This window comes from Streptomyces sp. NBC_00376 (assembly GCF_036077095.1).
Taxonomy (GTDB): domain Bacteria; phylum Actinomycetota; class Actinomycetes; order Streptomycetales; family Streptomycetaceae; genus Streptomyces.
Genome location: NZ_CP107960.1, coordinates 7,513,538 through 7,525,609, shown reverse-complemented (window position 1 = coordinate 7,525,609; position 12,072 = coordinate 7,513,538). Strand labels below are relative to the sequence as shown.

The 12,072-nt window shown below is 71.1% G+C and carries 11 protein-coding genes; 3 read left to right on the top strand and 8 right to left on the bottom strand.

What is annotated here, in order from left to right:
• Positions 1-52: 52 nt before the first annotated feature.
• From OG842_RS33815 to OG842_RS33800, 4 genes are read right to left on the bottom strand one after another with little or no spacing between them, the layout of a single operon-like run.
• Positions 53-1,321, bottom strand: coding sequence for a glutamate synthase-related protein (locus OG842_RS33815; RefSeq protein ID WP_266735458.1), 1,269 nt, complete (start codon positions 1,319-1,321; stop codon positions 53-55).
• A complete protein-coding gene (locus OG842_RS33810; protein ID WP_266735460.1) occupies positions 1,318-2,334 on the bottom strand; it encodes an asparagine synthetase A in 1,017 nt (338 codons plus the stop codon). The genes OG842_RS33815 and OG842_RS33810 overlap by 4 nt, the downstream gene beginning before the upstream one ends.
• Positions 2,331-3,737: a methylaspartate mutase gene (locus OG842_RS33805; protein WP_401877846.1), complete on the bottom strand. Its 1,407-nt coding sequence runs from the start codon at positions 3,735-3,737 to the stop codon at positions 2,331-2,333. The genes OG842_RS33810 and OG842_RS33805 overlap by 4 nt, the downstream gene beginning before the upstream one ends.
• Complete coding sequence (locus tag OG842_RS33800) at positions 3,734-4,186, bottom strand: cobalamin B12-binding domain-containing protein (protein WP_266735462.1); 453 nt, start codon at positions 4,184-4,186, stop codon at positions 3,734-3,736. Before OG842_RS33800 ends, OG842_RS33805 begins: the two co-directional genes overlap by 4 nt.
• Positions 4,187-4,482: 296 nt before the next feature.
• Here OG842_RS33800 and OG842_RS33795 point away from each other — a divergent pair, with 296 nt between their 5' ends.
• Together OG842_RS33795 and OG842_RS33790 are read left to right on the top strand one after the other, a co-directional pair.
• Positions 4,483-4,764: a hypothetical protein gene (locus tag OG842_RS33795; protein WP_266735463.1), complete on the top strand. Its 282-nt coding sequence runs from the start codon at positions 4,483-4,485 to the stop codon at positions 4,762-4,764.
• A 141-nt stretch (positions 4,765-4,905) separates the two neighbouring features.
• A complete protein-coding gene (locus OG842_RS33790; RefSeq protein ID WP_266735465.1) occupies positions 4,906-5,118 on the top strand; it encodes an MbtH family protein in 213 nt (70 codons plus the stop codon).
• Positions 5,119-5,331: 213 nt separating this feature from the next.
• Here OG842_RS33790 and OG842_RS33785 read toward each other — a convergent pair whose 3' ends face one another.
• Positions 5,332-6,258: an ornithine carbamoyltransferase gene (locus OG842_RS33785; protein WP_266735467.1), complete on the bottom strand. Its 927-nt coding sequence runs from the start codon at positions 6,256-6,258 to the stop codon at positions 5,332-5,334.
• Between the two features lie 53 nt (positions 6,259-6,311).
• Positions 6,312-7,670, bottom strand: coding sequence for a helix-turn-helix domain-containing protein (locus OG842_RS33780; RefSeq protein ID WP_328512594.1), 1,359 nt, complete (start codon positions 7,668-7,670; stop codon positions 6,312-6,314).
• A gap of 602 nt (positions 7,671-8,272) precedes the next feature.
• On the opposite strand from OG842_RS33780, the gene OG842_RS33775 reads away from it, so the two are divergent.
• Positions 8,273-10,963: a BTAD domain-containing putative transcriptional regulator gene (locus tag OG842_RS33775; protein WP_328512593.1), complete on the top strand. Its 2,691-nt coding sequence runs from the start codon at positions 8,273-8,275 to the stop codon at positions 10,961-10,963.
• 100 nt (positions 10,964-11,063) lie between these two features.
• On the opposite strand, the gene OG842_RS33770 is transcribed toward OG842_RS33775, so the two are convergent.
• Positions 11,064-11,465, bottom strand: coding sequence for a hypothetical protein (locus tag OG842_RS33770; protein ID WP_266735473.1), 402 nt, complete (start codon positions 11,463-11,465; stop codon positions 11,064-11,066).
• Between the two features lie 150 nt (positions 11,466-11,615).
• Complete coding sequence (locus OG842_RS33765; protein WP_266735474.1) at positions 11,616-12,002, bottom strand: hypothetical protein; 387 nt, start codon at positions 12,000-12,002, stop codon at positions 11,616-11,618.
• Positions 12,003-12,072 lie beyond the last annotated feature (70 nt).

Genomic DNA, 12,072 nt, shown 5'->3' with positions numbered 1-12,072 from the left:
CGGATGGTGCGAATGGGGCGAAGTGGAGTGGTGGGGCAAGTGGGATGGGGAGTCAGCCGGTGCGTGAGGCCGTCGCTGCGGCGTCCGGCAGCAGGACGTCGTCCGCTTCCAGGGCGTTCGCGTGGTACTTGCCGACGGAGCTGATCAGCAGCCGGAGTTCCAGGGCGATGGACTCGACCAGCCGGACCAGCCCGGCTTCGGCGTCCTCGTCCACGGCGAGCAGTGCGGCCCGGCCGAGGCCGACGGCGCGGGCGCCGAGCGCCAGAGCCTTCGCTGCCCTGCCGCCTTCCCAGATCCGCCCGCTGGCGAGCAGACAGTGGTCGGTGCGGCCGATGCGGGTGAGGCACTCGCCGAGCGGGAGCCCCACCTGGCCGAGGAAGGCGGTCGGCGCCCACGCGGTGCCGCCCTCCGCGCCGTCCACGGTGACGGAGTCCGCGCCGGCCGCCCAGGCGGTGGCCGCGGCGTGGGCCACGTCGCGGCCGGGGTGCAGCTTCACCCACACCTTCACGCGGGGGAAGTTGTTCCGCATGAGCCGGATCTGCTGGCGCAGGATCTCCTCGGTGAAGGTGCCGGGGCTGCTGATCCGCAGCACCGAGTCGCTGTCGGCGCCGAACACCGGCTCCATGGCGTACTGTTCGGCGACCCTCCCGCCGGCCTCGCGGCCCAGGACGGTGAGTCCGCCGAGCCCCGGCTTCGCGCCCTGGCCGACCTTCAGCTCGAAGGCGAGCCGGCCGGTGGCGAGCAGCGGTTCGGACACCGGGTCGCTGTAGACCAGGTTCCACACCTCCGCGTCGGCGTCCTCGGTGGACTGCTGCACCACCACGCCGCCGTGCTCGTCGTCGGCGGCACCCGTGTAGGCGGCGATCCGGCCGAGCAGCGGGGAGACTCCGGAGTCGGCGGCGGCGCGGAATCCGTTGACCGGCACCACGTTCTCCCCGATGACCATCGGGATGCCGAGCTGTCCGGCCTGCCGTCCGGCCGCCTCGCCCAGGTCGTGGCTGGCGACCTGGGTCGAGCCGAACGCGGACACGTAGAGCGGCAGCCGGGAGGCGAACCCGCCGACCCGCGTGTCCAGTTCGACGTCCGTGTACAGCGGTTCGCGGGCCAGGTCGATGAGCTTCTTCAGCCGCTCCGGCATGAACACCGGGGGCACGATCCGGGCGCGCTCCAGCAGGTCGTACGCGTCCTGGCCGGCCGGGACCGCGCCCAGCAGGCCGCTGCCGTAGGACTCCAGCGCGGGGAAGGCCCCAGCCGCTCCGGCCCTGGCCCGGTGCCGCACCTGTTCCTCGGGGAAGCCCTCGGCGCTCAGTACGGTGCTCATGCGGACACCACGCCGGGGAGCTTCGGGTAGGCACTGGCCTCCCAGGCGGCGGTGCGCCCGGTGACGTACCGGGTGAAGCGCTCCAGGCCGATGCCGAAGCCGGAGCTGGCGGGGATGCCGCGGCGGGCCAGGTCGAGGTACCAGCCGTACTTGGCAGGGTTCTCGCCGGTCTCGCGCATCCGGGTGACCAGGGCCGCGTAGTCGTGCTCGCGTTCGCTGCCACTGGCCAGTTCGCCGTAGCCCTCGGGGGCGATCAGGTCGAAGTTGCGGAGGATGCCGGGGCGGTCGGCGTCCTCCTGGTCGTAGAAGCCCCGCGAACCCTTGGGGTAGTCGACGACGAAGAACGGGCGGCTGGTCTTCGCGGAGAGGATCTCCTCGCCCTCCCAGTCGATCTCGGCGCCCGGGTCCTGCGGGTGGCCGAGCGCCACCAGGTCCGCGGTGGCCTCCTTGTGCGTGGTGCGGTCGAACGCCCCCCGGACCACCTCGCGGAAGGCGTCCCGGTCCCGGCCGAGGAGCTCCAGGTCCGCGGGCATCTCGCGGACGACCTCGTCGACGACATGGGCGACGAGCCGCTCGGCGAGCTCCATCGCGTCCTCGCGGCGGGCGTCGCGGATCTCCACGTCGATCTGGTGGAACTCGGCGAGATGGCGGTGCGTGACGGCCGTCTCCAGCGGTTCCAGGCGGACGTTGGGCGCGATGTAGAAGATCTTGTCGAAGGCCAGCAGCGACGCCTGCTTGTAGAGGATCGCGCTGGTCATCAGCTTGTACTTGTGGCCGTAGAAGTCGACGTCCACCTGCTTGGAGCCCCGGATGCCCGGGTCGGTGACCGGTCCGATGACCGGGGGCAGCAGCTCCTGGAAGCCCTGCGCGGTCAGGAACGCGCGGGTCGCCGCGAGCATCCGGCTCTGCACCCGCAGCGTGGCGCGGGTCGGCTCGGCGATCAGGTGCTGGTCGGGAGAGGACGGGAACGAGGGCGCGACGCGGCCGTCGGACTCGGCGATCGTGCTGGTCATGGTGCTACCTCCTGGGTGTGCTGCCGATGGGCTGCCGGGCGACGGGCCGCCGGGGGAAGCGGGGAGCGGGAAGCGTGCTGGGGAAGGACGCGGTCGTGGCGGCGCTGTACGAACGACAGGGCGTCGAACAGCCCGGCGGCGGTGAGCCGCCGGCCGCGGTCGCGGACTGGCCCGAGGGGCATCGCCCCGATCTCGGACCAGGTGAGGCGGCCGGACCCGTCGATGTGGCTCCGGGTGCGGCCCGCGTTGTCGGGGTGCAGGCAGTACGGGACGTCGAGGTACCCGCGGGCGAACGCCTTCAGCAGGGCCTGGCCCAGGTCGTCGTCGAGGTTCAGCACCGCGTCGACCAGGGCACGGGCCTCGGCGTACACGGCGTTGTCCGCCGGGTCGGGGTACGGGTCGGGGGCGTTCCGGGGGTGTGCGCCGGTCGCCGTGCGGTGGCGGGCGGCGGCCCGCGCGGCGACCCGCAGGGCCTCGACGTTCTCCGCGACGGTCGGGATGCGGTGCGCCTCGGCCGCCGTCTTCACGATCAGCCGGGCCGCCCCGGTCTCCACGGCCAGTTCGGCCGAGCGCTCCAGGAGGTCCAGGGAGCCGTGCCGGGTCTGCGGATAGAGACCCATGTAGGTGTAGAGGACGATGTGCCAGTCGGTGTCCGGCAGGAACTCGCCGGCCAGCCGGTGCAGGGCGTGCATCGCGTCGCGGTCCTGGTCCGCGTTGGTCTGCTGGGCGTAGCTGAGCGAGATGCTGCGCAGCCCCGCCCGGTGGAAGAAGAGCGCCTCCAGCGCGCTGATCGCGACGAGCAGGCCGGGCGGGCAGAGCTGGCCGAGCATGCAGCCGCCGAAGGTCTCCAGGTGCGGTTCCGCCCCGGTGCAGCGCAGTCCGGCCAGGAAGTCGCAGCTCTCCTGCCAGTTGCGTACGGAGTCCAGGAGCGGGGTGCGTCCGTAGGGCAGACAGTAGGAGACCGGGCCGCCCTCCGTGGCGTCCAGGCCCAGTTGGGCCAGCGCGGCGACGATGCGCTGGGGGCGGGCAGAGCCGTGCCGGATCTGCACCGGGAAGCCTGCGTCGCGGACACCGTCGAGGACCCAGCGCGAGGTGTGCGGGCTGTAGGAGGTGATGGGGAATCCGTTGAGCGGGACGCCGCCGTTCAGGGCGCGGGCCGCGGACGCCTCGTCGTTGACCCGGGTGTAGCTGTCGATGGTCATGGTGCCGACGACCGCGTCGGCCGCCCCCTTGGTGGCCAGCAGGCCGGCCCTCATCAGCGCGGGGTCGGAGAAGCCCATGCGGGGCTGCACCACGAGGGTGCCGCGGGCCTGTGCCCCGGCGACGAAGCGGCCGAAGGAGAGCGGTCGCCGGTGCACGGTGGTGCGGCTCCCGGGAGGCGCCTCCTGGACCGGCGCGGTCACCGTTCCACCTCCTTGGGCAGTGAGTCGACGTAGGACTCGAAGGCGGCGATGTCGACGCCGTCCTGGAAGACCGCGTCGAACCCGGCTCTCATCAGGGCGTCGGCCTCTTCCTCCCCGTCCCCGGACACGCCGAGCTTGCCGCCGATGACCGCGGGCAGGCCGGTCAGCTCCCAGCGCGAGCGGATCGCACCGATCAGCGGTTCGGCGTCGTTGAAGCCGTGCCCGTTGACGCTGCTGACGACCAGGAGGTCGGGCTGGAACTTGCAGCAGGACTCGACGATCTCGTCCTCGGGCACGCAGGAACCCAGATTGACGACCTTGTGCCCGAGGTCTTCGAGCAGCAGTTGGATGTAGATGAGATTCCAGGTGTGCGCATCGGATTGCAGTCCGGTGACAACAACATCCAGCGGCCCGGATCGATGACGAGCCGCCCATTCCGCAGGCTTCATTGTTCGCTTCGTCCACATCATTGGATGACAAGGGGAGAAAGAGGTCCGGGCTGGCCCGGAACTTCCTTTCGGCCACAACCGTAGATTCGCTCCGGAGGCGTTTCCGGCGTGACCGGCGGCAACTGGGCGGCAGCAGAGGAGCAGTTGACCGACTGCCCGGTGCCGGGCGGACGGTGGGACGTGAGACTGGCCGCACTGCATCCGCAGAATTCAGCGCCCGGCCCGTTGCACAACGCGTACACCGCGCAGACCGCGCAGGCGCGCACACAGCCGGCGAACGACCGAGGAGTCATGACATGGCAGAGACCGGCCACAGCGTCCGTGCGGCGGACGTGCTCGCGGACGTGCTGGCAGAGGTACGGGAACGGGTCGACCGGCGGGAGGCGCTCGGCGAGGCCCAGGTCGCCGTGCTCGAAGCCGCGGTGAACATTGTCCGCGCAGGTCAGCCCGGGTTCGAGGTGATGCTGGTGGAGCGTTCGGAGCTGGTGCGCGAGGCGCTCGGTGCGGTGCGCGCGGCCACCGTGGCGACCGGGGTGGCCCTCACGTACGCGCATCGCACGGCCCGGGTGCCCGCCTGATCGCGCGGTCCGTGGTGCCGCCGATCTGCCTGGGCTTCTGCCCGGCGCGCCGGTCCGCGGCTCCTAGTCTCTGATGCAGACGAAAAGCTCAGGCACACCTGAAGACTTCACGAATAACTTCGTCCAACCGAGGTGGAAATCATGGCAACCAACCCGTTCGAGGACTCCCAGGGCCGCTATGTAGTGCTGGCCAACGAAGAGGGTCAGTATTCGCTGTGGCCGGCCCGGATCCAGCAGCCGGCGGGCTGGGAACTGGTGAAGGACGAGGCCAGCAAGCAGGAATGCGGCGAATTCATCGAGGCGAACTGGACCGACATGCGGCCGCGTTCCGTGGTTGCGGCCATGGGTGGCTGAACCCACCGGTTCTCCCGTTCCGAAAAGGCGGGTGCGAGGCGCGATTGGCGCCCGCATCCGCCCTTTCGCGCGATGGCCGGCAGCGAGCGGTCGGCAGCGAGCAAGAAGAACTCCCGGCGGACATGGGGCGTGATCCCATGTCCGCCGGGAGCCGGGCGGGGCGCAGCGACGCGGCGCGGCGTGGCGCGGTCGGTCGGTCGGTCGGTCGGTCGGTCAGCTCTGGATGCCGCGCACGCACCACTCAAGTACCGCCGCGGCGGCCGTCATCTTGTGGTGGGCCTGGCGCCAGGCCCGGCTCGACGCCCCGTCGAGCACCTCGTCGGTGACCTCCTCGCCCCGGACCGCGGGCAGGTCGTGCAGGAAGACGGTGCGCGGGCCGGCGAAACGGTCCAGGAACGCGCGGTTGATCTGGAAGCCGTCGAAGTCCTTGAGCCAGTCGGGGTTCTCCTTCGTCACCCCCATGGTCTGCCACCGGCTGGTGTACACCGCGTCCACCGGGCCCTCTACCTCGTCGGCCGTGACGACCTGGCTCACCAGGGCCTTGCCGCCGCTGAGTTCGGCCGCCAGGTCCAGGGTCTCCTTCGGTACCTCGTACCCACGCGGGCACAGCAGGGTGAGGCGCAGCCCGGGGGTGAGGGCGGCGGCCAGGGCGAGGGCGGCGCCCGAGCTGTTGCCCTCGCCGACGGCGAGCAGGTGCAGACCGTCGAGCGAGCCGAACTCCTCGGCCAGCGTGGCGAGATCGGCGATGGCCTGGGTCGGGTGCTCGTCGAGGCTCAGGGCGTTGACGACGGCCAGGTTCGCGCTGCTGCCGAGCCGGCGGATCTCCTCCACGTCCCCGTTGGTCCGTACGACCAGGGCGTCCAGGTACTGGCCGAGGACCCGGGCGGTGTCCTCGACCGTCTCGCCGGTGGTGAGCTGGAGTTCGTTCGGGCCGAAGGTGATCACGTCGGCGCCCAGACGGGTCGCCGCGGTCCAGAAGGACGTCCGGGTCCGGGTCGAGGACTTGCGGAAGTACAGACCGACCTGTCGTCCGGCCAGCGGCTTCGGCACGATGCCGTCCCGGCCGAACGAGACGGCGCGCCGGACCAGGTGGTCCAGCTCGGCGGGCGTGAGGTCGGCGAGGGAGATCAGGTTGCGCATGGGTGCGGTGCCTTTCATGAGGGCGGGAACGGGGTGGGTGCGAGGGGTGGTCCTCAGTCGCTCAGGGCGGCGGCGAGAGCGGCGGGCGCCGTCTCCCGGTCCTCGTCGAGCACGGCGCGGACCAGGTTGAGCACGGTGAAGCCGACCGGGTCGCCCGCCGTCGTGGGGAGCCGGCGGATCAGACCGCGGACCAGCAGGGCGTGCACATCCCGGGCGGCTTCGGCCAGCGAGGTGCCGGAGGCCCGCGCGGCACCGTCCACCGTCCACGGGTCGTCGAGCGTCGCCAGTGTGCGCAGCAGCCCGGCGGCCTTCGGGTCGAGCCCGGTCACGGCGGCGGTGAGCCGCTCGCCCAGGGTGGGGCCCGCGGCGGGATCGGCCGGGGTGACGCCGTCGAGCAGGACCAGCGGTGAGGTGCGGGCGATGTCCAGGAGTTGCTGCGGGGAGTACAGCAGCAGCCAGGAAGCCGCGGCCTCCAGCGCCTGCGGCATGCCGTCCAGGGCCCGGCAGATGTGGGCCACGGTGGTGACGACGGAGTCGGTGGGGAGGAAGTCGGGCCGCATATAGCTGACATGGGAGAGCGTCAGCTCCACGGCGTGGCGGTCCGCGACGAGGGAGCCGCCCACCGCCTCGGCGAGATCGGCGGCGGTCGGCACCGGGAGCGGGGCCAGCGGCAGCAGTCGTCCGCCGGGCAGCTGGACCGGCCGGTCGGTGGTGGTGAGTATTTTCAGGCGCTCGCAGACCCGCAGCAGACTGAGCAGCCGAGGGGTGACAGAGGGTGACGCATCGTAGCCGTCCAGGACGATCAAGGTGGCCTTGGACCCTATGAGCGCGGCCAGTTCCTCGAATTCCTCGCCGTCGCGGACAAGTGCGCGCACCCATCCGGTGACGGTCGACTGCGGGGTGTTGGGAGCGGCCCCAGTGGTCTCCGCCGTGTCGTCCAGGGATACCCACAGCACCGGAATCCGGTCCCGGGCGTGGATCACCGAGGCGGCTTCCTGGGCGAGCCGTGTCTTTCCCGCTCCCGGCAGCCCCACGAGGGTCAGCAGCCGCTCGTGATCCGTGCGCAACCGGGCCGTCAGCGCCTCCAGTTCCGGGCGCCGCCCGATCAGCGGGCGCAGCGGAGGGGGCGGCGTGGCCAGGCCGACACCATAGATGTCCTGGAAGACGCGCCCCACCGCCTTCGCGTCGACGGCGAGTTCGAGCTCGACACGTCGCGCGTCGCTCAGCCGCATGGCATTGGCGAGGAGCTTCAGTGTTTCCCTGCGCGGGTGCTGGACCCGCCCGAGTTCCAGGTCGCGAATGGCCCGTACGCTCACGGTGGAAAGGCCGGCGAGCTGTTCCTGGGTGAGTCCCGCCCGCCTGCGCGCATTCTGCAGCAGAACGTCGAGCCCGGCTGAGGGCTGGCAATTCATCATTGTCTCCTCGGTCTCCACATGCATAGAAAACGCAATGGCCGGTTACCCGGCCGCCCAGGACTGTCCGGAACACGCGGCGCGGCGAAGGATCCTTCTCGTTCCGCTCACGCTCCGTACGCTCCGCACTCTCCGTGGCAGCGAAGGCCTGCCGTCGATGAACAGCTTTCATCGAGCCATTCCCGAAATCTTCCCGGTGCGGTACCGCGAGTTCCTGGTGGCAGGGACTACGATCGCCTCGCGCTGGGGAAGCGCTGCGGGTGCGCAGGAGCTGAGGGGGAGGATGCGTGTCATCTACGGAAGAGTTTCGGCTGCGCTTCAACATTCTTGGCCCGTTAGAGGGTTGGTCCAACGGGACTCGGCTCCGACTCGGCGGAGTCATACAGGAGCGAGTTCTGGCCACACTGCTCCTGGAGCCCGGAAAAGTGCTTCCGGTATCCCGTCTGGTCGAGGCGGCCTGGGACGAGGAACCGCCCACGACGGCTCCGCACCAAGTGCGCAAGGCGGTCGCGGATCTCCGAAGACGGATACCCGGGGGCGCCGACGTTCTCCTCACCGACGGTCCCGGGTATCGCGTCGCCCATGAACAATGTGAAATCGACGTGGCCGAATTTGGCCTGCTGATACGTAAAGCGAAGCTCGCGGCGTCCGACGGCCGTACGGCCGAGGCCGCGGAAATACTGCGCGCCGCCCTGGCCCTCTGGCGGGGCCCCGTTCTGTCGGGCAGCGGCGGCCCGGTCATCGAGGCGGCGTCGACCTCCATCGAGGAGCGCCGGCTGACCGCGGCGGAGCAGCTCTTCGATCTCCACCTCGCGCTCGGCGAGTCCGCCGAACTCGTTGTCGAACTAAGGGAACTGGTCCAGCAGCATCCCCTGCGCGAGTCCCTGCGCGGCCAGTTGATGATCGCCCTGTACCGGTCCGGTCGGCAGGCCGAGGCCCTGGACGAGTACGGCAAGGTACGCGAACTCCTCGCCGAGGAACTCGGCATCGACCCCGGCCCCAACCTCACCAAGCTGTACGAGGGAATCCTGCGGGAGAGCCCCGAACTGGCCGGCCCCGAACCGGCCGCCGCCCCCGTGGTGGCCGTGGCGCTGCCAGCGGAACCCCCCAGCACCCTCCCGTACGACCTCGCGGACTTCACCGGACGCGACCGGGAGCTGGCCGAGATCCTGCGTGGTGCCGAGGCCGGCGGCGAGCAGGGCCCCCAGATCGTGGCCATCGACGGCATGGGCGGCTGCGGCAAGACTTCGCTCGCGGTACGCGCCGCGCACCGGCTGGCACCCGAGTACCCGGACGGTCAGCTCCACATCGATCTGCGCGGACACACGCCGGGCGACCAGCCGGTGACCGCGGGCATCGCGCTGGACAGCCTGCTGCGTGCCGTCGGTGTCCCGGGCAACCTCATCCCCGACGACGTGCCCGCCCGCACCGCGCTGTGGCGTGCCACCCTCGTCGGGAAGCGGCTGCTGATCCTCTTCGACAACGCGGCCGACGCCGCCGCCATCCGCCCGCTGCTGCCCGTCTCCCCCGGCAGCCTCGTCATGGTCACCAGCCGGGCCCGGCTGGTCGATCTGGACGGCGCCCGGTGGATCTCCATCGGAGTGATGCCGCCCGAGGACAGTGCGATGCTGGTGGCCGAGACGCTCGGTGCCCAGCGCGTCGCCGCCGAGCCCGAGGCCGCCGCGGAGATCGCCCGGCTCTGCGGCCATCTGCCCCTCGCCCTGCGGATCGCCACCGCCCGGCTGCGCAACCGCCCGCGCTGGACCCTGCAGTACCTGGCGGAGCGGCTGCGCGACGAGACCCGGCGGCTCGACGAGCTCAGCTCGGGCGCCCGCAGCGTCTCCGCCACCCTGCGCCTGTCCTACCAGGCCCTGGACGAGGAGTGCCGGAACGCGTTCTCGACGCTGGCGCTGCACCCGGGCAGCGACATGGACATCCACGCCGCCGGTGCGCTGCTCGGCTCGGGCGCCCGGGACGCGGAGGACCTGCTGGAAATGCTGCTCGACGTGCATCTCGTGCAGCAGCCGGAGATCGGCCTCTACACCTTCCACGACCTGGTCCGCAGCTTCGCGCACAGCCTGCTCGTCGAGTCCCCCGAGGACTCCGCGGCGGTGGAACGGCTGCTGGGCTACTACCTGACCGCCACCGAGGTGGCGTGCGATCTCCTCTACTCCGGGCGGCGCCGGCGCAGTACCGGCATCGAGCCCTCCAAGGCCGAACTGCCCGATCTCGACACCCCCGAGACGGCGCGGAAGTGGTTCCTGCGCGAGCAGAACTCGCTCCTCGCGGCGGTCACGCTCGCCGAGCGCCGGGGGCACGACCGCTATGTGGTGTGCCTGGCCCGCAATCTCGTCTTCCAGCTCAACGACCTGGGGCTGCTGGAGGAGTTCGGTGAGCTGAGCCGGGTCGCGGTGGCCGCCGCCGGCCGGCTCCAGGACCTGGCGCTGCTGGGGGTGAGCCTGTCCAACCTGGGCGTCGCCTGCTGGAAACTGGGCCGCCTCACCGAGGGACTCGAAGCCGCCAGGAAGAGCCGGGACGTCGCGGTCCGGCTCGGCGATCTGCACACCCAGGCGCACAGCGAGAGCATCCTCGGCCAGTTCAACAGCCTGCTCGGCGACTTCTCATCGGCCCTGGGCCACATGGAGACGGCGATCGCGCACGAACGCGACCTGGACATGCCGCGCGCGGAGGCCGAGAGCCTGACCATGCTCAGCACTCTCTACGAACAGTGGGGACGGTACGAGGAGGCGCGGGACGCGGCCCGGCGGTCGGCGGAACTGAGCCGGCAGCTGGGGCAGCACGAGGGACTTCCCGGCGCCATCACCGACCTCGCCTTCGCCCATGTCGGCCTGGGCGCGTACGAGGAGGCCGACCGCTGTCTGGCAGAGGCCCGCGCACTGTACGGGGACGCCGGCAACGAGGTGAATCTCGCCCTGACCCTGGCGTTGTCCGCCGATGTGGAGAACCGGCTGGGCATGGCGCCACGCGTCCCCGACCAGGCGGACCTCGCCCTCGACATGATGCGGACCAATCCCTCGCCGCTGCGCCGGGCCAAGGTGGAGAACATCGTGGGCCGGCTGCGCCGCCGGCAGGGCGATACGGCGGCGGCGCTCGCGCTGCACACCCATGCCCATGAGCTCGCCTCGTCCCTCAGCTACCGCATCGAGCAGGCCTACGCCCTGGCGGGCATGGCCGACGCCCTCGGCGACACGCCGGATTCGGCCCGGTACCGGGCGGGGGCCGAGCAACTCTTCGACGGGATGGGCGTTCCGTCGGACCGCCGGCGCAGCTGACGACCGGCCGCCGCCGCTGGCGGGCGCCGTACTCCGGGGCGGACAGCGACGAGCCCCGCACCGTGGTCCGGTGCGGGGCTCGCGTGTCGAGGCGGTGGGCTCACATGACGGGGGACGTCGGACCCTTGTCGTCGGCGGTGCCGGTGGTCCCGATGACCGTGGGGCCCTTGTCGTCGTCGGTACCCGTGGTCCCGATGACCGTCGGACCCTTGTCGTCGTCAGTACCCGTGGTACCGATCACCGTCGGGCCCTTGTCGTCCGTGATCGTCCGAGCGATGACGGTCGGGCCCTTGTCGTCGGCGAGCACGTGGGTACCGGCGAAGGTCGGGCCCTTGTCGTCGTCGGTGCCCGTGGTGCCGATGACCGTCGGACCCTTGTCGTCCGCGAGAACCTGCTGAATGCTCCGGGCGTCGTGCGCCTGCCCCGCCTCGACCGCCGTGCCGATACCGAAGGCCAGCGTCGCGGCGACGATCCCGAAGATTCCAGCAAGCTTGCGTCCCATTGTCCCGCCCCTAAGTGGTGTTTGTGAGGTTCTGCGGTGTTCCGCTTCCCGACACCACTGATGTTGCTGATCGGCGTTCCCGGTCCGTTCCTGCCCCGATACCGCCTCCGGGAACTGCCGCGGGAATGGGACCGGAAGCCGCCCGCTCCGCTATTCCGCGTCGAGCTGGCAGGCGGCAACGCGGGGGCCGAGCGGGGTGAGGACCACGCGCGTACGGGCCGTTCCCGACTCGTGGCCGGCCAGGTCGAGCAGCGATCTCACCAGGGAGCGGAGCACCGCGCGCTCCGTCTCGTCCAGGACCGCCGCAGGGGCACCGTCCCCGGGCGGCCACGTGACGATCCCGGCCACCGTGTGCATGCCGTTCTCGGTTCTGGTCTCGACGCTCAGCTGGGGCCCTTCCCAGGACTCCGGCGCGGTGTACGGGTGGGACTGGACACCGGACGCCACACGCTCGGCCCACCGTTCCACGGTGGACAGGTCCTGGAGGGCCTGACGCAGTTCCGTCCCGTCGGGCGAACGATCCCTGGGGTCCTTCACGTGAGTACTCCTTCTGCAGACAACTACAGAAGGACCCTTGCCCTTCCGGCTCCCGGTTCCCTCCCGATCC

Excerpts from the sequence above, each read along its gene's own strand:
- OG842_RS33815 (WP_266735458.1), bottom strand. The coding sequence starts at position 1,321 with ATGAGCACCGTACTGAGCGCCGAGGGCTTCCCCGAGGAACAGGTGCGG.
- OG842_RS33810 (WP_266735460.1), bottom strand. The coding sequence starts at position 2,334 with ATGACCAGCACGATCGCCGAGTCCGACGGCCGCGTCGCGCCCTCGTTC.
- OG842_RS33800 (WP_266735462.1), bottom strand. The coding sequence starts at position 4,186 with ATGAAGCCTGCGGAATGGGCGGCTCGTCATCGATCCGGGCCGCTGGAT.
- OG842_RS33795 (WP_266735463.1), top strand. The coding sequence starts at position 4,483 with ATGGCAGAGACCGGCCACAGCGTCCGTGCGGCGGACGTGCTCGCGGAC.
- OG842_RS33790 (WP_266735465.1), top strand. The coding sequence starts at position 4,906 with ATGGCAACCAACCCGTTCGAGGACTCCCAGGGCCGCTATGTAGTGCTG.
- OG842_RS33785 (WP_266735467.1), bottom strand. The coding sequence starts at position 6,258 with ATGCGCAACCTGATCTCCCTCGCCGACCTCACGCCCGCCGAGCTGGAC.
- OG842_RS33780 (WP_328512594.1), bottom strand. The coding sequence starts at position 7,670 with ATGAATTGCCAGCCCTCAGCCGGGCTCGACGTTCTGCTGCAGAATGCG.
- OG842_RS33770 (WP_266735473.1), bottom strand. The coding sequence starts at position 11,465 with ATGGGACGCAAGCTTGCTGGAATCTTCGGGATCGTCGCCGCGACGCTG.